This is a genomic window from Ructibacterium gallinarum (assembly GCF_014982785.1).
Taxonomy (GTDB): Bacteria; Bacillota; Clostridia; order Monoglobales; family Monoglobaceae; genus Ructibacterium; species Ructibacterium gallinarum.
On record NZ_JADCKB010000005.1, the window covers coordinates 1 to 21,587 of the forward strand.

The window sequence follows — 21,587 nt, forward strand, 5'->3', positions numbered from 1 at the left end:
ATACTCATCTTAGAGTTCCTCCCTTAGTGGATTTCTTTTTATTAGGGCTTTGACCCTGTGTTACATTCTAAGGGAGTGAACTCCTTTTTGTCAAACCTCATTTTTGTTACTTAACAGGAATGCTCCTTTCTCACATAATCCCGCCAAGAGAACGGAACAAATGCATCCCAATGACATAAAAAAGAGTAATAACTGCTAATAATACAATCGGTATAATGAGCATCTTCACCCTTCCCGGACGCTTATTCAATTCTCTCTGCATGGTTTCTTTCGCCAACAGTCCCATGTCTGAAATCAAGTAATTCAATGTAGAATCCTGATTGTCTCCCCGGCTGACGGCAATCAGAGCCTTGGTCAGCCTTGAGATGTAAGCATTACCGACGCGTTTATCAAAAGCAAGCATTGCAGCCTCATAATTGCCGGACTTCAGATCCATAATCAGAACCTCAATATCATATTTCAGCCCCTCTCCGGCAATTGTCTGATACGTCTCAAGCAGTTTAATCACATCTTTTTCCGTCTTGAGTCCCTGCACGATTGCTCTGACAAACTTTGGAAGTTCCGACTCAATCAGCCGATCCTTCTCCTTTAACCGGTCGCTAACCTCTCCGTTAAAATGGAAATACACTACCGCAGCCAACACTGCGGCAAGCGGCAGCATATTGCGCATCGTGACGGAGAGCAGAAACACTGAAAGAACAAGCGCGCTGCCGGCCATAAGATACGACCGTGCGACATATTCCTTCGGCGTCAATGGAATCCCTGCTCTTGCAAGCTGCAACTCCATCCTTTTTTCCTTAAAGTCAGTCATTCTGACTATCGGCGCTAAAATTTTGACAAACGGAGCAATAAAGTATGCATTTACGAAGTGCATGGGCGAAAACTGCTTATGCGCTGCAATCCTTATTCCTCTGCTCGTACTTGCCGGCGGCAATCCCAAAAGCTGTGACGTCACAGCAAAAAAGCCACCGGTCAGCAATATAAAAATCAGAAAATATACCATATCTACACCCCCTACAGCGGCTTGTTGATTTTCAGAGTTATAAACGCAGATACAAGCGTCATAATAAGCATGAGCAAAATCAGTATTTTACCCGCTGCCGAGGTTGTCAAAATCTCAAACCACGCCTCATTGCTCCACCTAAGCAGAGGGATAATGGAAAATGACAGCAAGATTGCAGTAAAATAGTCTCTCCACACCCTCATCATAACGGTATCGGCCTCAACCTGAAGCCGTTTCGCATCATTCATACTCTGTACAACAGCCGGAAGGATAAACCGGTAATCCCCTGACTTTTCCTGTGATAAAACAAGAATGTCAATCCATTCCGAAAAATACTTATTGTTTATTTTTAGCTCCAGCTTCCTCAGTGCACGCTTGATATTGGAATCTATCAGCGTTACGTCTGTCACAAACTCCGCAAACGGACGGTATATGTCTAACTTGTTCAGATTTTCATTGACCGCCGTGATGATGTCGTTGCATCCGAGATAGCTGTTGGTAATCAGGTTCATTGCGTTTTCCAGCAATTCGTCCTGATTCCTTTTATACCATCTTGACCGCACGCACAATATGATATATGGCACAGGAAGGAAAACAAATGCCGTTGCAAACGCAAGCATATTGCTTTGAAACAGATACTTTCCAAGCCCGAATCCGACAAACACGGCTGCCGCTACCATGAGCCAAAATAGATTCATACGCAGCCCGCACATAGCCGCAACATTTTTTACCGATACATATATTTTTTCAGACAGCCTGAGCTTTGCATACTTTTCATCGACAGCTTTCTTTTTATCTTTTACCGCCGCCTTTGCGATGGATATTTTATTTTTCTTTCTCGGCAGCTGAATGCCGCATATAAAAAAAGCGCCCGAAACAAGGAGCGCGAATACCATAAGGCATATGAAATTTTGCAATGATGTTCACCTCACATAAACCGCCTCAGCATTGCATCTGATGCGCCGCCATACTTCAATCTTGACAAAAGGGCACTTGACATTTTATTTATCTGCTTATGTTCTCCGATCACCTTTGAGATACGTCCGTCGCTCTCATAGATGTTTTCTTTGATTTCGTATTGATACAAGGTCTGACCGACGATTCTGCCGTCCTCTACTCGCATTCCTTCAAAAATTTCATCATAGATACGTCTGCCGTCCGGAAGTTGCCGCTTAAACAAAATCAACGGCATTGCCTCTAAAATAAACTCCATCAGCTTACTTTCCGATAATCCCACACCCGACGATACACACATTGATAAAATTCTGTTGTATGCGTCAATCGCCGAATTTGCATGAAGCGTGCTGATAATGGTATGGCCGGTGCGCCCTGCTTCCACCGCAGTCAGCGCTTCTTTACCTCGCATCTCTGCCGGGATAATGGCATACGGATGGAACCGCAGCGCTTCTTTAAGCAAATCGTCCATTGTAATCGGATTTCCATTCTCTTTGGTTAGCGTCTGCACCACACGGTTTATCATTTTTCCGCTGCTGTCAAGCCTTGCGATATTCAATTCTCTGGTATCCTCAATGGTATAAATACGCTTGTCTTTATCCAGACAACCTATCAGATATCCCAAATCGGTCGTTTTTCCTGCTCCTGTAGAGCCGGCGATTGCAAGTGAAACACCGTTATTGACACACAATGAAAGAAAGTCCAGTTCTTCCTCTGTCGCACTGCCGTAAGCAATCATCAATTCCCTCGTGATAACATTCTCCTTTTGTCGGCGAATCGACGCAACGCCGCCCGTTTTCTTGTCCACGCACGGCGGTATAATTGCAGAGATTCGGATTCCTTCCCCAATAAAGCTGTCCACCATCGGATTGGAGCCATCCACAATACTGCCGCCCAGCCATACCATCTTTTTAATCTTGTCCATACAGTCGTCCGGACTGATAAAGGTGTCCTCCAGCATCATGATTCTATCAGGATATACCACTTCAATACAGTTCCACGCATTGATATTGATTTCTTCCACCGCTTCATCGGAAAGATATTTTGTCAGCACGCCAAACCCCGCCATGTCCTCATAGATCTTATCCGCAAGCTCCCCTATGTTGGAAAACGTTTCCACCGATATTCTCTGCTGATTCAAATACCGCACAATCAGGTTTTTCAGTTTGTCCTTCGCCTCCTCGGAGTACAATACGTCAATCAGCTCTGCGGAATGGTTTTTTGAAATAATGTGCCTGATCATATCCAGCGCTTCCTTGTAGGTTCTTGCCGCACCTCTTACATTCGCAGCGGTTATTGTTCCTGTATTCACCTCGTAAATAAGGTCGTTAACATTAAATACATCTACCATCCTGCATCCTCCTACATCATAACCTGACTTGCAAGCTTCTGCATTGTCTTTTTGTAATCGCCCGGAACATTCGACGCCGACAAAAACGGTTTCCCCGCATTCTCAAGGATTCGTCCGTCTGCCACATACGGCAGTTCAAACGCAAATTTAACCCCGATGTTACTCATATAGGTCAGCTTATCGCAGGTCTTGTCATAACCGTTCAGCACATGAATCATTTTGCCACTCAAATTCAAAAGTCCGCTTGTATTTTCCATTGACGCCTGCCATAAACAATCCTTGGCTGACGCCCGATGCGCAACAACAATCCGATGAGACATTGTGAGTCCAATGCTTGAAATCGGATTATTCAATTCCTCGCTGCCGTCGATGATGATATAATCAAACCGCATGGTTGCATCCTCAATCAACTCCTTTGCCGTCTCTCCTCTAACCGCAGTCAGCAGCATGGCGTCAAAACCATTCGGCACCGACAGAAAAAAGAGATTAGACGCCGCAGTTTCAAACATATTCTTTGTATTACAGCCGTTGGCAATCGCACTGTAAATCCCTTTGTCGTTCTCCACCCGCTTTGCAAATATCCCTTGCAGTTCCCCGTAATACAATTTTGACGAGATAATGCCGACCATTAAATTCCGTGATGCCAGCGCAATCCCGAGATTGGAGGCAATAGTAGTTTTGCCGCTTCCGTTTGCACCCCAAACAGTTATAATTTTGGTGTTCATTGCAATTGCCCCTTCCGTTCAAATACGGCGTGCAGCTTGCCGGAATACTCCGCTTCCACAAGCCGCTTTGCCTGCGTATCGTTTACGATAAGCGTTAGTGTAGCTGCAACCGTATCCGATTTTTCCTCTGCTGCATTTACCTCGGCAATATCCTGTGCAGCGTCATTTTCAATGCTGTACACCTCAATGTTTTTAAGCTCCTCATATACCATCGGAACATCATCTTTGTAGCAAATAAGCGAAATAACATCGCCCGCCTGCAAATGATTCCCCACGCCTGCCGCAATGGACGGCAGCGTTACCGTAACCAGTTTCTGCCCGCTTGCCAATATTCCGTCAAGTTTTTCGTTTGCAGCATAATCAGACAGTTTGGATTTCACAATACAATCCTCTGGTGTAATTTCTGTTCTGGCGTATTTTCCGACAATGTCCTTTTTCTCTTTGACAACAGTTTCCGGCAAGCCAAAACTGCCGACTTCAACCTCTGTCAGCATTGCCTCTTCAATTTTTGTCCCTGCGCTGACTGTACCGGATACTTTTATTACCCTTTCCGTACCGCCCTTACCCTGATACATCCCCGGCAAGACCGCAAATGCAAAAATGCCGGCAAGCAAAATGCAGCCGGCGCCTATCAGTATTTTGTTTTGTAAAAATTTCATCGTTCATCCTCCTTCAAAGCCAGCGTAATTTCGTTTATATAACCGTTTTCCCGATTCATAATATTGATTTCCGGATATTCTGACTGTAAGCTTCTTTCCTCTCCGTCAGTCATAAAAATATAAGAAGCGTCTATCATCTCTTTCCACTGTTCGTTTTTTAAGAAAAACTTCATTCTTCCTATCTGCCATATATCTGTAAAGCCAAAAAGAATTTTAAGACTGCACCTGTTAATCTCCCGAATGTACTCCGGAGGATATCCATAGCTAATTTGAAAAGCATCTCCTCGCGGCACAATGTCATACGGCGTTCCGAAATCTATTATTAGTATGTTCGCTTCTTGCTTGAACCGACTGAGTTCCCTTGCACCAATTCCAACTTCCACATTTTTTATATCAACCAGAGATAACGCATCCGTTCCCGTCAAATCCGCAAGCTTTGTCACATACCCGTACAATGCAAAATATTCCGCAAGGCGGATAGCTGCCGTGGTTGCGCCTGCTCCATGCGCTGCGTTAAACAATCCAATTACATACCTGCCCGTCGGCGGTGAAAAGGCTCTTGGCGTCAGCGCGCTCTCTTTGGACTGCTCCTCCACGGCGCTTTCCGGCTCTTCCAATACTTTTTCCCTCTTTACGCTAAGCGGAAATCGCGGAATCTGTTTTATCTCTTTGAACTGCGTCTGTTTTTGAGAACTTTTTGCCTTTTGGCGCGGCAGCTTTCCCTGCTTTACAAGGTCAATCAACTCCTGTGTATCAAACCCGTTGTCGTCAAACAGCACATCAATGCGTTTATTCTCATACTCGGAAAACTGCTCCGGCGGATATTGCTCCCTGTTACCATTTAAAATAAGAATCATCCGCATTTTACTCTCAAGGCTGCGGATTTCGGAAACAAGCTCCGGAAATATCTCCATATTTACCGCCGCCGCTGCAACAAGTATCACATCGGTTATTTTGTACTGCTCCTGCACCCGCTCCAGCAGCTGTACGCTCGTACTACAGTTTTCAGCAATAAATTCCATGTCATTTTGCCTGAACACCTTTTTTAAAACGCTCTGAAGGTCAACCTCTCCAAACAGAGTCATAACACCAATCAATGCAACTTCACCTCCGTCAGCTGTTCAAACGGCTCGGTCGATTCCTTATCCAGCTTTTCAATGAGCTTCAGCGAATACTCCAGCGCCCGCTCAGTATCCCGTTTATCTCTTTTAACAAAGGCATACAGCAGAATGATATTTTTATTTGCCTCACAGTAAATCATGCGGACCATTATCTTCTCAACCTTTAACCTTATTTCATATAGCCGCTTATACCTTTCTATTGAAAAATGCTTTACATGCGGCTCCTGCAGCAGATTGGTTTCATCTGCAAGCAGCCTGAGAATGTACGCCAGCTTTTTCTTTACCTTTACGCTTGCATTGCCAATAAACTCCGAAATGGGGATTTTCCCATCCTGGCCGTTATACATATAAATTTTTCTCACAAGACATTGTCACCCTTTCGCAACAGAAAAAGCCTTGTCAGTCTATCTGACAAAGCTCCCGTATCGCTTGATACAATTTTGATAATACCATTATACAACTTAAAAAATATCCTTCAAACCCCTATACAATTTCTTTTTTATATTATTTTTCAGGAAGTAAATGTAGAAATAATGTAAACAGAATATACAAAAAAATAAGGCGCACCCCAAAACGGAGCACGCCAGATAAATCATTAAATATAATTAAACAAGTTTTCAGATTTTATATAAATCCCAGATTAACCAATTAAAAGTTACTGCCATTCCATCCCCAATCGGATACAGGATGATAAGACACATATATTGCATCGCCCGGTATACCGAGTTCCTTTGCATACAAATCGCAAATCTGCGCCGTCAGTTTATCATAATCCTCCGGGGCTGCGCTGCCGTACAAGCTAACTGAAACATATGCGCCTTTTTCTAACTTTTTCCCCGCCAGCCATAAATCATACTTGTCTTCTATTCCAACCATGAGATAAGTTTCCGTCTTATGCAGCGTTGTAATCGCTTTTCCAAGTTCTGCTTTTATCTTTTCTTTTTCCTTCTCCGTAACCGGCACTGTAATTTTTGAATCAATAAATGGCATTCTATTCTCTCCCCCTAAATTTTATTTATCCAAACCAGCTTTATTCTCTAACATTTTAATCGTATCAAAATAGTCCTTCTCTACCTCGCTAAGCGTCTTTTCCTGATACTTTTTATATTCCGAAGCCGCCTTGTCTATCGCTTGCTTATGCGATACCTTTCCGGCTCCTTCCAGCAATTTCTCACCGCTCATCGTAAGTATTCTATCAAGATGTTGTGCCCAATCATGCATCGTCATTTGCGAATATACTCATTTAGCCTTTGTGTAGCCCATTGTCCGAATAGCATGCCGCGCAATGGTTTCGCACAATATCTAACAGAAATAATAACGTCAAGGTTATAATAATCTATCTGATACGTCTTTCCATCTGCAGCAGTTGTTGCAAATTTCGCAACAACTGCATTCCTTTGAAGTTCGCCCTCTGTAAAAATATTGCTAATGTGTCTTGAAATCGTAGATTTATTTCGTTCAAATAACTCTGCCATCTGATCAATGGTAAGCCATACCGATTCCTCATAAAAACAAACATCTACTTTTATTTGTTCGTCTTCCGTCTTAAAAATAATAATGTTATGATTCATAACGTATTCTCCAAATTTCCTTCTTACTTTCCAATATAATTTATACTTTAAATTATATCATACTCCCTAAAACAAATCAACTTCCCTCACCTTATATTAATATTCACGCCGTTGACCTCCACGCCTTCGGTCGCTTGAATCATAATATACTTAATTCCGTTAATAACCTGCGTGGAAATCAAGTGATTGCGTTCCGGATTGACCTTAATGGTGACATCAGGGAGAGTAACTTCAAACCTCTTCACATCAACAATGTTTGACGGAGTAATTTCCACGTCTTCACCAAACTGCTCTTCATACTTTTTCGTAAAGTGTTCCACCTTTTCCTCGCTGACGCCACAGCCCTCCAGAACCTCTTTAAATTTTCTTTTGGACAGAGTCAATGGTTCCTCTTGCTTGGTTTCCTTATGTTCCTGTACCATTTCTGAGATTTGTGTATGTACGGAACGCAATGTTTCATAGTCACATTCCTCCTGAAGTGTTTCCATAAGACAGCTTTCAAAAGCTGCTTTTTGTTCAGTCGCCGGCATCGGCAAGGGCGTATTAAAAATCCGCTCAATAAATTCCGGATAGATTTGTGAAATATCCCTGGTGTAGTACAAAGCGTTATATATATTAGCTCGTCTGTCATCAAAAGCCGGAAATAAAAATCCCAATTCCGGCGGGCAAAGAAGAGAATCCGCACTGACAGCATGAAATGTATTGTCAAAATTTCGAAAGGACAGTGCTGCTTTCATTGGTTTAAGCGGACATACACTGCAAACAATATAAGAATATACCTCGGTGGATTCTCCTTTTGTTCCGTCTGCGTTATGGGAAAACACGTCATAATTGTCACTTGCCAGCAATATGACATAATTGCCGTCGATACGAATAGATTCAATCACCTTTTGAAAGAAAGTATGAACAGTTTCCTCGTCCTTCAGTTCTGACTTATTTAATTTCATCAAAAGCGCGTGCTCTTCACTTTCCATAACCTGTTTGATTTCAAAACAAATGTCAACCAAATTAGAACCAAGCCCACCGGAGATCGACTTTTTCATAATCGCCAGCAACTTTTCGCTTTCCTCCTGCGAACATTGCAGCATCGGCTGATAGAATTCGCTGACTATTTCATTTCTATCATTCACAAAACAACCTCTGATTCCCATAATATTATTTTTTTCGGGACGAAATCTTCTTCGGATTTCCCGTAATTCCTTATCATTCATATGATGTACCCCTTATCTGTAGAATTCTAAAACAGTATATCATATTTCTGCAAATTTTACAAATCACCCGTGCTAAACAAACTCCTTCAGAATCGGCAGACAATCCTTTGAGGTAAAGCCCCATAATATGCCGCTCAAGGTTTCGATTGCCTTTTTCCGGCGGCTGAAATAAGTTTTCCACGCCATCGGCTCCGTCTTTTCTCCTACACGCTGTATAATGTCCTCGATTCGTTTGCACGGCTTGTCCGACAAATATGTATAATATATAATCCAGTAATACTCTTCCCCGTCGCCTTGCTTTTTGCGGAGCATCTCCACTGCTGCGTCAATGATTTTCAGCATTTTCTTATTGCGCTCCAAGGTTCGCATCTGCTCCTGAATCTGGGTTCCGGATAAATCTGCCCCGGCCGCATACGACATTTCCAAAAATTCTTCTAACGCACAATCCATTTCCAATTCAAAGCTTATTTGTGCCTGCATCGCGGAAACCTCAATGCTCCAGACCACATCCCGGTACTTTTTCAGCAATACTTCCGTATTATGATACAAGTATTCCTCCCGGCTCATTTTTGGCTGAATGTTATTTTTATCTTTCATTCTAAAAATCCCCTTTCTATTCCCCATACAAATCATGATTCACTTCCGCCCTGTAATAATGCTCAATGGTCGTCAGTGAATTGTACAACGCTGTCAGCAGATAACTTTTGATGCATCGCACCTTGGTCGTATTTTTCTTCATGCAGTCCAAAACATATTCGATATGCTCATACCTGAGTTTGAGCAATCTGCTGCAAACCACTGCCTGTGGCAGCTCCTCTCCGCTTACTACTAAATACTGTTTTTTGCTGCACACCGCATCCAGCATAATATCGACAATCCCTTGCAGTAATTCCTCGCTGTAATGCTCTTTTAGGCACTCATAGTCAATGTTCCGGCAAATCATTTCCCGATAGCTTTGCCGCTTTCGTATCGCATCAATCGAATCGTTTTGCAGTCTCAATGGATAGGATTTGATAGGATACGTATCACTATCCTCAATATCATTATTTTCAGTATGATTACTCTTATTCTTATTAGAGTCGGGTTCACAGAAGTTAAGACTCCGATTTTCCAGAAGTCCGGACTTCGAATTTTCAGAAGTCAAGACTTCGGCACCGTCCGGAAGTTCAGACTTCGGTTTTTCAGAAGTCTGCAAAGCTCCGCACTCCGCCTGTGATTTATGATCGGTTATCGTTTCTGCGGAATTGAAATTCATTACATAAATAATAACCGGTTTCCCCAAGCCCTGCTTCTTTCTGCGAATTAAACCGCAGCCTTTTTCAGCGTCCAGTTCCGCAAAAAGCTTTACGCCTTTGTCCTTACCAATCCCCATATACTCCATAACATCCTCCAGCTTAAAATATATATACACCCTGTTTTCATCGTCAATCCATTGATTCTTAATAGACAGCGACATCCGGTCAAGCAGCAAGCCGTACAGCACTTTCGCCTCGACTGAAATCTCTGAAAATCTTTGATCTGTAAACAGTATCTTCGGGATTCTGTAAAAATGAAACTGCTCTGCTTCCCTGCCATAATAATAATCAAATTTTTGATTTATTTGCTCCTTCAAAATTCACACCTCCATTTGTATTTCTTGTAGATATAACTAATATTCTTTTCAGACTTTAAAAAGGTATGAAATTACATCCCGTGCTTTTTTTGTTGTATCTATTTATAAGTATTTATAAATACAAAAAGAGCCACTGTAAATGAATACATGGCTCTCATTGTACTAAGTGAAGATGCTTTTCATACACATGAATCTGCACAAATTGGTGTAAAATTGGTGTAAATTGGTGTAAAACTAAACATTAAAATCTTTCAAATCCGCTTCATTACAGGCTTTTATTTCTCCAATGGTTTCATTGTCGGAAACAACAAAACATCACGGATAGAAGCACTATCCGTCAAAAGCATTACCAAACGGTCAATTCCTATACCTAGTCCCCCTGTAGGCGGCAAGCCATATTCCAGTGCCTGAATATAATCTTCATCCATCATATTCGCTTCTTCATCACCTTTTTCCCGTTTTTCTACCTGCTTTATAAACCGCTCTTTTTGATCAATCGGATCATTCAATTCCGAAAAAGCATTTCCATATTCTCTTCGGGTTATAAAGACTTCAAAACGTTCAGTGAAATCAGGATTATCCGCATACCGCTTCGCAAGCGGCGAAATTTCAACTGGATATTCCGTAATAAAGGTGGGCTGAACCAACTGCTCCTCCACTTTCTCCTCAAAAACCAAACTCAACATTTCTCCTTTGGAGAGCTGATTTGCATCTTCATCTAACGTTATTCCAATTGCTTTTGCAGCTTCTCTTGCTTCATCCGCATCTTTTAACGCTTTAAAATCAATTCCAGTATATTTCTTTACTGCCTCCGTCATCGTCATCCGCTTCCACGGGCTTCCCAAATCAATTTCTTCCCCTTGGTAAACAATGGTTGTAGTTCCCAACACTTTCTGCGCAACCGTGCGAATCATATCTTCCGTCAAGTTCATCATATCCACATAATTTGCATACGCCTGATACAACTCAATGGTAGTAAATTCCGGATTATGCTTGATATCCATACCTTCATTCCGGAATAAACGACCCATTTCATAAACCTTATCAAATCCACCAACAATTAAACGCTTTAAATACAATTCCGGTGCAATTCTCAAATACATATCAATATCCAAGGTGTTATGATGCGTAATAAACGGGCGTGCCGCCGCACCACCTGCAATTGTATTTAAAATTGGTGTCTCCACTTCCATATAACCGCGACAGTCCAAATAATTACGGATTGCGGATACAATTTTACTTCGCAGTTCAAACGTACGTTTCACATCCGGGTTGACAATCAAATCTACGTATCTCTGCCGATACCGCAAATCGGGATTTGTCAAGCCATGGAATTTTTCAGGTAAAGGCCGCAGCGACTTGCTCAACAATTTTATCTGAGAGGTGCGAACTGATATCTCTCCTTTTTGTGTGGTGAAAACTTCACCAACTGCACCGACAATATCACCGATATCCAGCTTTTTATATTTTTTATAAGGTTCTTCACCCATTTCATCCCGTTTTACACAAAGCTGTATTCTCCCGGTAGAATCTTGCAAATCCGCAAAGGACATCTTGCCCATAACACGTTTTGACATTAACCGGCCCGCAATTACTACAATTTTACCTTCAAATTCATCATAGTTTTCAATAATATCCCGGGTATAATTTTTTCTGTCAAAGCAGGTTACATCAAAAGGATTTTCTCCCTCCTCCTGAAGTGCCGAAAGTTTTTCCCTGCGTATTTTTAATACCTCATTTAACTCTTTGTCCAAAGCGGCTGCTTCGTTCTTTGGCTGCGTTTCTTCTTGCATAGTGACTATCCTTTCTATCTGATGATTTACTGCCCAACTTTATTCTATGGCCAAAATTTTATACGTTACCGGTCCGTCTGGCGTGTCAATTTGCGCTGTTTCACCAACGCCTTTTCCTTTAATTGCCATAAAAAGCGGGCATTCATTGGAAATGGTCTTTTCCTCCTCCCGGGTCGGATCCGCCTCGGTTGATCCTACCACAGTATACCAATCCGCCTCATCAAATTCAACATCCAATATCTTAACCTTGGTTCCAATGCCTACCTTTGTACGGTCAATATCTTCAGCATCAATAACCGTAACATTTTTCAGCATATTTTCCAGTTCATTAATCCTTATTTCTACCTGAGCCTGCTCATTTTTTGCTTCATCATATTCCGAATTTTCGGACAAATCACCAAAACCAAGTGCAACTTTAATTTTCTCAGAAACTTCTTTTCGCTTTTTGGTTTTTAAATATTCCAGCTCATCCTCCAGCTTTTTTAATCCATCTACAGTAAGGGTAATCTTTCTGTTTTCCATTTTGTTCCTCCACTTTTCTTGCCCGAAAAGGCAATTTCCTTCATAACTATATCTAAATATTATAATCTAACTTCATTGTCTTGTCAACAAGTTTTTCCCACACATCCATGTGCGAACCGGCAGGTATTCACCCAGCTGGGGACAAGTCTTCAAAATTATCTCGAAATCCACATGATATCCATGAAGATCTAACTCGCCCGCCGCACCGTCGATCACCCGGCCATGTCCAATTTGCACACACCTGCGTTCCATGTTGACAGTCACAGACATTTTCTCACTTCTTACACATGGAAGGGCTTGAACCTCCGGCAAAACACCATATTCATCACAAAGCAGTTCTCCCAATTCTTCTGCTTTTTCTGTACATTCTGTTAAAATAAAGATAGACCGCACTTCAAGACATAATTCTGACAAAATTGCAAAATTTAATGTCTCCATCTTTGAATCAATAATACACAGCGTACGTTTTTGTATTTCTTCTTCTGTCATGTCAAGCGCAAATTTTATACATGAAGGCAACATTGCAGGCGATAAAGGTATGCGCAACCATTTCTCATCGTTCTGCAACAACTCTTCTTTCTCACATTCCTTCGTCAATACTACTGCCGATACATTTGCTTTGTTTAATAATTCGTTACCTTTTTGTATTAATTTTTTGCGATGGTGTTTTGTCATACGCAGCCATTGATCTCTCGTATAAGCAAACTCAGCCACAGTCACCGGTATCTGCGTTTGAAAAGTTTCTTTTATCTGAACGGGAGCCCTCCATTTTTCAAAAAACCCCGCTTTATCCTTCCGCACCGAAAGAAGTCCTAACTTCATGCTATCGGCTTAAATACTGTACTGCAGCCTGCATCTGCTCATCATTTTCCGGCTCTAACGCAGATAGCTGTACATATTTTTGTACATCCATCGGAATATTTTCATCCGGCTCTATTCCCTGTCCATGAATACAGACACCACTGGGGGTATAATAGCGCGCGGATGTTACTGACAAAACACTGTCCTTCCCTACTGGGAAAACGCCCTGCACCACTCCTTTGCCATACGTTTTTTCTCCAATCTGATAACCAACACCATAATCCTTTAATGCTCCTGTTAAAATTTCGCTGGCTGAAGCACTACCTTGATTTGTCAAAAGTACCACTGGCATTTGAATTGCGTCCTTTTCCGCAATATAGTCGGTTCGATTTCCATGTTTATCCATCGTATAAACTATCACGTTGTCTTTTTCTATAAATAAATCTGCAATTGCCGTTGCTTCATCAACCAGTCCGCCTGGATTATTCCGAAGATCAATAATCAATTTTTTCATCCCTTTGGCTTCCAGATTTTCCATAGCATTTTCAAATTTATCAGAAGTTTCCGGGGTAAACTGCGTAATATTAATTCGGCCAATTTCATCTGTAACCATAGTTTCGCTCACATTCTGAATTTCGATTTCTTTTCTGGTCAAGGTTAAATCTTCTTCTACCCCAGTCGCCTGGCGACGAACCGTTATCGTAACCTCTGTCCCGTTGGCACCACGCATTGCGTTCGCCGCCTCATTGATTTGCTGGCCCGTATATCCCTGTCCATTTATTTTTAAAATCTTATCTCCCGTAGTAAGCCCAGCTTCTTCAGCCGGTGTCCCCGCTATTGCAGAGACTACGGTAATGGTATCATCTTCTGTATTGTTTTCAATATACACACCAATTCCTTGGTAATTTCCTTCCATTTCTTCCATATATGCCTGAGCCCCTTCGCCCCATAAATATCCGGTGTACGGATCTCCGGTTGCCGCAGCTACTCCTTGAAGCGCCGTATTCATGTATGTATTGCTGTCCACATCTTCATAATAAGTCATATCAATTAAACGACTGACATATGTAAACTTGATTAAATCTCCAAATGCAGTAAATCCGAACGGATTCACTGCTCCAACCGCCAATACACCGGAAACAATAATAAGGACAATCGCACCGATTACCAAGACAGATTTTTTAATGTACATATCATTCGCCTCACTTTGATTTTGTCCAGATACTTTTAAAGAATTTGCATAACTTCTATTGTTATGCTATTCTCCCCACCTTACTCCTATGCCTGGTAAAATAAAATTTCCAATTTTAAAAAACAAACATTCCAAATAGCGGAGCTGCAATTCCCAGCAAAAACAAACATGCAATGACAATCGCCACAATTTTTATGGTTTTGCTTTTCATATTGATCTCTCCTTTTCAATTTTTTAAATATCTGCAGGTAGAAACAAAGCTTCCCCAAAAACCAATCAAAACTCCAAGTAGGGCAAATATACCTAACACCCATTTTTGAATCTGTTCTACCGGAAGCAACAGAGGCATCTGCTCCATTCCGCCGAGCGTTTCAATCGCCGCACGGTATCCTGCCAGCACAATCACCGCAGCAATACCGGCCCCAATCAAACCTAGAGTCACGCCTTCCACAACAAACGGACCACGGATATACCAATTCGATGCACCAACAATCCGCATAATTTCCAGTTCTCGGCCGCGGGAAAGCAATCCCAGCCGGATGGTATTCATTACAATACACAAAGCAGACAAAATCAAAATAACTGCAATCCATAATCCAAATTTCCGCATTGCACTAGTCATCTTCTGAATCTTTTCTGCCTGCTCCTGTCCGTCCCTTACTTCTTCCACACCCTGTACTTTTTCAGCTGCCTGTGCCACCACAGAGGCTACTGACAAATCCGACAAAGATACGAAATATGCATCCCGCCAAACCGTTTGAACAGAATCATTTTCGGGAACCTGCTCCTGATAGGAATACAAATAGACGTCCTGGACACCTGGAATTGATTTAAGTTGATTTTCAATTTGATCCAAAGCCGCTCCTCCTGCATCTGGCAGGAGACGTACATACACTCCACATTGCTCCTCCATATGGACAAGCCAGCTTTGTACATTCCATCCAAGCAACAAAAAGATCCCCAACAATATCAGCCCAGCAGAAACAATTCCTGCCGAAGCCATACTCATCAGTCGGTTATACCAGATATTTTTTAGGCCACGGGTTACAAAATAAACGATCGTGTTAAACACTATAATATCCTCCATGCATGGTATCTCCTGCCAAAAGGCCCTTTTCCAGTGTCAGCACTCGCTTTTGCATTTGATCTACCAGTTCTTTCGCGTGGGTAGCCACAATCACTGTTGTTCCGTGCCGATTGATCCTTTCGAGAAGATTCATAATTTCTACAGAAGAAACAGGATCCAAATTCCCAGTAGGTTCATCAGCAATCAACAATGGTGGATTATTGACCAAGGCACGAGCCATGGAAACCCGCTGTTGCTCACCGCCAGAAAGTTGATGCGGCATACATTCTGCTTTTTCTAACAATCCAGTCAATTCTAGAACCTGCGGCACAATATGCCGTATCACTCGCCGGCGTTGGCCCACCACCTGCATGGCAAAGGCTACATTTTCAAAAACAGTCCTTTCCGGCAACAGCCGAAAATCCTGAAATACCACCCCAATGCCTTTGCGCAGCTGTGGTATTCTCCTGCGGTGTATTTTTGCCAAATCTACACCTTCTACCAGGACATGGCCTCGATCGGCTGTTTCTTCACGCAGCAGTAATTTGATCAAGGTCGTCTTTCCGGCTCCCGTAGCTCCCACCAGAAAGACAAACTCTCCTTGTTGAATCTTTGCACTGACACTACGCAGCGCCCTGACACCCGTTTCTCTATAAAATTTGCTTACATTTCGGAATTCTATCATCGCGCGCCTCTTTCTGCACATTTTCAACTCTTAGCACGACAGAGGCGGAGCCGAAGCCCCGCCGTTTCTCCCTATTTTATTTCAGACCAACTACAGCAAGACATTAAATTCTGGTCGGTTCTGATGTCAAGTACCGGTTCACCATCATGGCTACTTTAAATATAATTGCATCATCAAATTCCCGAAGGTCAAGCCCGGTCAATTTTTTTATCTTATCCAAACGATAAACTAAGGTATTACGATGTACAAACAGCTTCCGAGAGGTCTCAGATACGTTTAGATTGTTCTCAAAAAATTTCTGAATTGTCCCTATGGTTTCATTGTCCAACACATTAATAGACTCTTTTTTAAAGACTTCCTTCAAGAATAATTCACAAAGCGTAGTCGGCAATTGATAAATCAAACGACCAATGCCCAAATTATCATAACTGATAATATTCTTTTCGGTGTCAAAAACTTTCCCAACCTCCAAAGCAATTCTTGCTTCACGGTATGCCTGTGCGAGTTCCTGAATCGTACTCACCATAGTGGAAATACCGACCGAAACAGCAATCATATCTTCAGAGCTCAAGGTATCCACAATATTTTGTGCAACCTGAAGAATTTCATCTTTACCTGCCTCAGATTTAAATTCTTTAATCACAACGCTGTCATGGTCATCGATACGAATAACAAAATCCCGATTACGGTCTGGAAATAAATTTTTTAAAATATCCAACGCAGCATTTTCTACATTTTTCTGTACTCGAACCAAATATACAACCCGATTGGCTTCTACCGTTAAATGCAGTTCCCTGGTTCTATAGAGAACATCGCCGGGCAAAATATTATCCACAATAATATTCTTAACAAAACTATTGCGATCATATTTTTCATCGTAGTATTGCTTAATCGTCAGAAAGTGAATTCCTAAAAAACAGCAGGCATTGGCTGCAACATCATCTTCTCCTTCACAAAAAACCGCATATTCATTTTTATTAAATGTTTCAATTTTTTTATAACTAAAACCGCCAATACATCTAACCTCTCCGCTGGTATCAAATACGGTAAAGATATTATCAACCACATTTCCTATCCGACTTTCATCGCTGCAGGCAATAATCGTTTCCGTATCATCAATCACACCAACCACACGTTTCACATCTTTTTTCAGCTGTGTCAAAGTATTTTGAAACAGTCTGTTTTGCATAACGCCACCTCCCAATATAAACCCATTTTCCGCTTTTATCCCAAACAAAATATATGTTTTTATTATAACCGTTCTTTATGTAAATTGCAAGAATTTTGCGAAAAATTTACAGAAAAGTCACATTCTTTAATTTTCACATTACAAATCTATTACTATGGATGCCTTGGTGTACCATACACTCATAGTTTCAACTATTTGTATACTCACACTTAAACACATCTGCTACCTCATAAATTGCAATATACGCCTGTGGGTCAATACTATGTACCAGTTCTTTCATATTACTAATTTGAAATCGGTTCAATACGATCCAAACCATCTTTCTCTCTGTTCCTGAGAAAAATCCCTGCGCATCCATCACAGTAATTCCCTGCTCAAAGGTTTGTGACAGCTTTGCGCAAATTTCATCATGACAAGTAGTAATAATATAAACCGATTTTGCACGATCAAAGCCTTCCACAATTGCATCCACCATTTTTAATGCTGCCATATAAGTCACAATGGAATATAGTGGTAAAATCCAGCTTTGAATTACCATACCGCATACAATATACAGGACAATGTTATAACCCATAATAAAGGTTCCTACCGATATCCCCAATTTTTTTGCAAAAACAACAGCCATAACCTCAATGCCATCCATAGCTCCATGAAAACGTATTGCAAGGCCACTCCCCAAACCGGAAATCAGACCGCCAAACAATGCACATAGCAAAAGATCAGATCCAGCCAGAGGCGATACAAAACTGACATCAACAGGCAAAACATCTGTAATTAGCCATGCCCCTAACGAATAGATAATTACTGTATAAATTGCATATAGGGTAAACGAAATTCCCTGTCTTTTTAACCCGTAAAGAAATAATGGAATATTCAGCACAATTAAAAAGAACGAAAGCTGAAAAGTTTCCGGTGTAATCTGAGCCAAGAGCATGGACGTTCCTGATATACCGCTGTCATACAGCTTAACAGGCGTCAAAAAAATAGTTACTCCAAAAGCATTAATCATCCCAGCCAACGTCAACATCACAATATTTTTTAATTTTAATTTTTTTAACTCACAAATCATCTTGTTCCAAATATTTTTCATTTATAGACTCCTTCTGTCAAATTCACTTATGTATCAAAAAAACTCAGGCACACATTAATAAAAACAGCACAATAAAAGATTGTGTTCGGATACTCAAAACCTTGTTGTTTAACAATACAAGAAAAGGATAACGGAATTACTTCCGTTATCCTTTTGGCAAACTTAGTTATTTTTGAGTCTCATGAAGTCGCCACACAAATTATTGGACAATATTCTCACAATAACGCATAAAGATAGTAGCAACCTCTGCCCGAATTGCAGATGCGGAAGGATCCAAATTATTATTTTCCTTACCGGAAATCAAACCTGCTCCAACTGCCCAAGCCATATTTTGAGTTGCCCAATCAGAAACAGAAGAAGCATCCTGATATGCACTCAGATCAGCAAACTGTACCGCTTTTGCACCCTTATAGTTTGCATAACGATTTAAGATTGCAGCCATTTGTTCTCTGGTAATAACGTCATCCGGGCCAAACAAACCATCACCATATCCGTTTACAATACCAGCCTGTGTTGCCCATGCAATAGGGGAAGCATAGTAAGCATCAGAGGCAACATCGCCGTATACCGCAGTAGCGCCAGCTGCCGGGCTATTCTCCATTCTCCACAAGATGGTACAAATCATCGCACGGGTAGTTTCCTCATATGGAGCAAACTCATTAGAAGAAACACCATTCATTAAGCCATTGCTGACAACATAGGAAACGCCATCATAGAACCAATCCTGAGCATTGACATCATAGAAAGCGACCGCATCTGTTTCCTCAGAACTGCTGCTGGAAGTGCTAGTACCAGGCAAAATAACGCTGGTTCCTGGCAATTTGCTACCGCTTCCACCGACAGAGGTTCCGGGACCTACAGGATAGGCAGAAGAACCTGTTGCCTCTACACTAACACTAATACCGGTATTATCCTCCGGATTTTCATTCCCCGGCTTTTGCACGGCCGTATACGTAATGGTACGCTCCGTATTATTACCTTTGACTGTTGTCTCACCTGTCATCTCACCTGAAAACAAATACACGCCTCTTTGAGGAATGTCAATATTCGCTGCTACAAATTCTAAATCTGGCAAATATTCATCTATGTTCGCTTCTACTTCACTCTCCGTACAATACCCCAGACGGCTACCGTCATCTTGTACAGGTCCTGCCACTTTAATAACAATTTTTAAAGCAGATGTATTAGAGTCAACAGCAACAACTTCTCTGCTCTCTTCCTCAAAAACTTTTTCTGCTGCTGAGCTAAATCCGTAAAGAGCTTCACCGCCGGTAACAGCAGTAGGAAGGGTTAAGCTTTTGGGATACTTGAGCAAAATTTCAAAAGAACCAGAAATCTGAGATTCTGCCAGTTTTTGCAGTAAAAGATTTTTGGTTTCTTCATCTGCAATTTCGTTAATCGTTGCCTTGGCCTCTGCAACATAGCTTTCAAATGCTTCACGTACGCTGGACATATCCACAGTAGCTTTTAAATTAATACTGTCTCCAGCATCAATTTCTACCATTGCGTCTTGATAAACGCTTGAACCATTACTGGCCTGCAAATCAGCCGGGACTTCCACGCTCCCCCATTCATCAGCCATAACAAGGCAACTGGTCTGCATTACAATTGCCAAAGATAAGATGGATATTACTAACTTTTTCATGGTGATCTCCTCCTCAATTCTTATATCCACATTTAATATTTTTCATAAATTAATTGTATTTTCTTTCCTGATACGCTGTCTATATTTGACTTCCTTTGCCACTAGGAAAAGAAACATTCCCGTAATAACGCCAAAAACATCAAGCCCAACATCAGACCATTGGGCTCCGCGGCCCGGGACAAACCATTGATGTAATTCATCGCTGCCTGCAAAAATAAATCCAATGATCAAAACCGCTGTTACAAATCTCCACCGCCGCAAACCATATATATACATCAGTGCACTCAACACCACGCCCCAAACAGAATATATAATAAAGTGCGCATATTTTCGAGCGATATGATGATATGACAAAACTAATTGCTGCTGTTCCCCTTCTGGTAAAGTATCATATGCGGGCATGGTTTTCTGTAGCAGATGCTCTAAAACACCAGTACTCAATTCTGTGGACTGAGGCGCAGTCTGAGCAGATAATAAGAAAATACTCATACTGATTACGCCTAATACCAGCCATATAAAAATCGGTATTCTAATTTTCATGCACTGTCCTCAAAGTTATTAATAATATTTATCAATCAACGCTGCTTTAGTAATACTTTTCTCATTTTTATATGCAGTACGAATATCTTCAACCATGCCCGTATCGCCACCAGTACGCTTTAGCTCAGCATAAATTTCATTTAACAAACTTTCCATCTCAGCGTCACACTGTGCTTCTAAATTATTTCCCATTCCAATATATTTGCTTGCAATAGAAAAAATATTATCCTTACTTCCTGAAGCAATTACCTCTGCCTTAGCCTGTTCCACCAACGAATTCAGCTGACCTGTAAAACTTGACCGCAAAAGATAAATCCGCGCAAGCAATTCCTGTAAATGCAAAGTATCCTCAGATTTACTGTTTGTCTGTTCCGTTGTTTGTGCCGACCCTCCTGTTTCAGTGGGTTGCTCCAGAGTTCCCTGATCCAAACTTTCTGTTCCAGTGTCCTCCGGTTGTACTGCCGCATCAGAAGTTGTGTCCTGCGGCACCTCTTCTGGTATGGTACCAGTATTTTCTTCTTGCATCTCTGTTTCTGCAGAAGAAGTTCCCATAATACGCGCCAATGCTTCTTCTTCTGACATCTGGCCCGACTGAAGCAAAGCCTCATCTTCTTCAGAAAGCGGTGTAATCTGTACTTCCGGTACCTGATTTAAAATTTCCTGTACTGCCGCGTCGTTTTTCTTAAGCATTTCCTCCCGCTGCTCGGGAGTATATTGTTTGGCATAAGACAAAGCCTGGATGTTATTCCACTGTGCATAAACAAAAATACAGCCACCTAACAGTACAACTGCAATTACTGACAAAGCGACGATCCATCCAGTCTTTCTTGTTTTCTTTGCCATTTTGCCTGTCACTC

The 21,587-nt window shown here is 41.5% G+C and carries 24 protein-coding genes; all 24 read right to left on the bottom strand.

From position 1 onward, the window contains the following. Positions 1-130: 130 nt before the first annotated feature. Entirely contained in the window at positions 131-1,003 is an 873-nt protein-coding gene (locus INF28_RS03285; protein ID WP_226392048.1) for a hypothetical protein, read from the bottom strand. A gap of 11 nt (positions 1,004-1,014) precedes the next feature. Next, complete coding sequence (locus tag INF28_RS03290) at positions 1,015-1,899, bottom strand: hypothetical protein (RefSeq protein WP_226392049.1); 885 nt, start codon at positions 1,897-1,899, stop codon at positions 1,015-1,017. 32 nt (positions 1,900-1,931) lie between these two features. Continuing rightward, the gene (locus INF28_RS03295; RefSeq protein ID WP_226392050.1) at positions 1,932-3,308 is read right to left on the bottom strand and encodes an ATPase, T2SS/T4P/T4SS family; all 1,377 of its coding nucleotides are present in this window, start codon (positions 3,306-3,308) and stop codon (positions 1,932-1,934) included. A gap of 11 nt (positions 3,309-3,319) precedes the next feature. Further along, positions 3,320-4,033 (bottom strand): AAA family ATPase, encoded by a 714-nt coding sequence (locus INF28_RS03300; protein ID WP_226392051.1) that lies wholly within the window; start codon positions 4,031-4,033, stop codon positions 3,320-3,322. Then, a complete protein-coding gene (gene cpaB, locus INF28_RS03305; protein ID WP_226392052.1) occupies positions 4,030-4,692 on the bottom strand; it encodes a Flp pilus assembly protein CpaB in 663 nt (220 codons plus the stop codon). Before cpaB ends, INF28_RS03300 begins: the two co-directional genes overlap by 4 nt. After that, on the bottom strand, positions 4,689-5,789 hold the full coding sequence (locus tag INF28_RS03310; RefSeq protein WP_226392053.1) for a hypothetical protein: 1,101 nt from the start codon (positions 5,787-5,789) through the stop codon (positions 4,689-4,691). Before INF28_RS03310 ends, cpaB begins: the two co-directional genes overlap by 4 nt. Continuing rightward, a complete protein-coding gene (locus INF28_RS03315; protein ID WP_226392054.1) occupies positions 5,786-6,175 on the bottom strand; it encodes a type II toxin-antitoxin system RelE/ParE family toxin in 390 nt (129 codons plus the stop codon). The genes INF28_RS03310 and INF28_RS03315 overlap by 4 nt, the downstream gene beginning before the upstream one ends. 286 nt (positions 6,176-6,461) lie before the next feature. Beyond that, the gene (locus INF28_RS03320; protein ID WP_226392055.1) at positions 6,462-6,803 is read right to left on the bottom strand and encodes a phenylpyruvate tautomerase MIF-related protein; all 342 of its coding nucleotides are present in this window, start codon (positions 6,801-6,803) and stop codon (positions 6,462-6,464) included. A gap of 21 nt (positions 6,804-6,824) precedes the next feature. Next, the gene (locus INF28_RS12805) at positions 6,825-7,040 is read right to left on the bottom strand and encodes a virulence RhuM family protein (RefSeq protein WP_264175672.1); all 216 of its coding nucleotides are present in this window, start codon (positions 7,038-7,040) and stop codon (positions 6,825-6,827) included. Continuing rightward, positions 7,037-7,384, bottom strand: a complete 348-nt coding sequence (gene rhuM / locus INF28_RS12810; RefSeq protein WP_264175673.1) for a RhuM family protein — start codon at positions 7,382-7,384, stop codon at positions 7,037-7,039. The genes INF28_RS12805 and rhuM overlap by 4 nt, the downstream gene beginning before the upstream one ends. An 86-nt stretch (positions 7,385-7,470) precedes the next feature. Next, positions 7,471-8,595 carry a DUF4317 domain-containing protein gene (locus INF28_RS03330; protein WP_226392056.1) on the bottom strand — a complete coding sequence of 375 codons (1,125 nt, stop codon included), beginning with the start codon at positions 8,593-8,595 and terminating at the stop codon, positions 7,471-7,473. 72 nt (positions 8,596-8,667) lie between these two features. After that, entirely contained in the window at positions 8,668-9,192 is a 525-nt protein-coding gene (locus INF28_RS03335) for a hypothetical protein (protein ID WP_226392057.1), read from the bottom strand. A 16-nt stretch (positions 9,193-9,208) separates the two neighbouring features. Further along, complete coding sequence (locus INF28_RS03340) at positions 9,209-10,207, bottom strand: DUF6017 domain-containing protein (RefSeq protein WP_226392058.1); 999 nt, start codon at positions 10,205-10,207, stop codon at positions 9,209-9,211. A gap of 275 nt (positions 10,208-10,482) precedes the next feature. Further along, positions 10,483-12,000 (bottom strand): lysine--tRNA ligase, encoded by a 1,518-nt coding sequence (gene lysS, locus INF28_RS03345; protein WP_226392059.1) that lies wholly within the window; start codon positions 11,998-12,000, stop codon positions 10,483-10,485. A 39-nt stretch (positions 12,001-12,039) separates the two neighbouring features. After that, the gene (gene greA, locus INF28_RS03350) at positions 12,040-12,522 is read right to left on the bottom strand and encodes a transcription elongation factor GreA (protein ID WP_226392060.1); all 483 of its coding nucleotides are present in this window, start codon (positions 12,520-12,522) and stop codon (positions 12,040-12,042) included. Positions 12,523-12,594: 72 nt separating this feature from the next. Further along, on the bottom strand, positions 12,595-13,344 hold the full coding sequence (locus INF28_RS03355) for a hypothetical protein (protein WP_226392061.1): 750 nt from the start codon (positions 13,342-13,344) through the stop codon (positions 12,595-12,597). Position 13,345: 1 nt separating this feature from the next. Continuing rightward, positions 13,346-14,515 (bottom strand): S41 family peptidase, encoded by a 1,170-nt coding sequence (locus tag INF28_RS03360; RefSeq protein WP_226392062.1) that lies wholly within the window; start codon positions 14,513-14,515, stop codon positions 13,346-13,348. 226 nt (positions 14,516-14,741) lie between these two features. Beyond that, positions 14,742-15,602: a permease-like cell division protein FtsX gene (gene ftsX, locus INF28_RS03365; RefSeq protein ID WP_226392063.1), complete on the bottom strand. Its 861-nt coding sequence runs from the start codon at positions 15,600-15,602 to the stop codon at positions 14,742-14,744. Next, entirely contained in the window at positions 15,580-16,266 is a 687-nt protein-coding gene (gene ftsE, locus INF28_RS03370; RefSeq protein WP_226392064.1) for a cell division ATP-binding protein FtsE, read from the bottom strand. The genes ftsX and ftsE overlap by 23 nt, the downstream gene beginning before the upstream one ends. A 103-nt stretch (positions 16,267-16,369) precedes the next feature. Next, positions 16,370-17,455 carry a PucR family transcriptional regulator gene (locus INF28_RS03375; RefSeq protein WP_226392065.1) on the bottom strand — a complete coding sequence of 362 codons (1,086 nt, stop codon included), beginning with the start codon at positions 17,453-17,455 and terminating at the stop codon, positions 16,370-16,372. Between the two features lie 187 nt (positions 17,456-17,642). Beyond that, on the bottom strand, positions 17,643-18,545 hold the full coding sequence (locus INF28_RS03380; protein ID WP_226392066.1) for a YitT family protein: 903 nt from the start codon (positions 18,543-18,545) through the stop codon (positions 17,643-17,645). A 199-nt stretch (positions 18,546-18,744) separates the two neighbouring features. Then, positions 18,745-20,190, bottom strand: a complete 1,446-nt coding sequence (locus INF28_RS03385; protein WP_226392067.1) for an S-layer homology domain-containing protein — start codon at positions 20,188-20,190, stop codon at positions 18,745-18,747. Between the two features lie 42 nt (positions 20,191-20,232). Beyond that, positions 20,233-20,730 carry a VanZ family protein gene (locus tag INF28_RS03390; RefSeq protein ID WP_226392068.1) on the bottom strand — a complete coding sequence of 166 codons (498 nt, stop codon included), beginning with the start codon at positions 20,728-20,730 and terminating at the stop codon, positions 20,233-20,235. 18 nt (positions 20,731-20,748) lie between these two features. Beyond that, positions 20,749-21,573: a hypothetical protein gene (locus tag INF28_RS03395; RefSeq protein ID WP_226392069.1), complete on the bottom strand. Its 825-nt coding sequence runs from the start codon at positions 21,571-21,573 to the stop codon at positions 20,749-20,751. Positions 21,574-21,587: the final 14 nt, after the last annotated feature.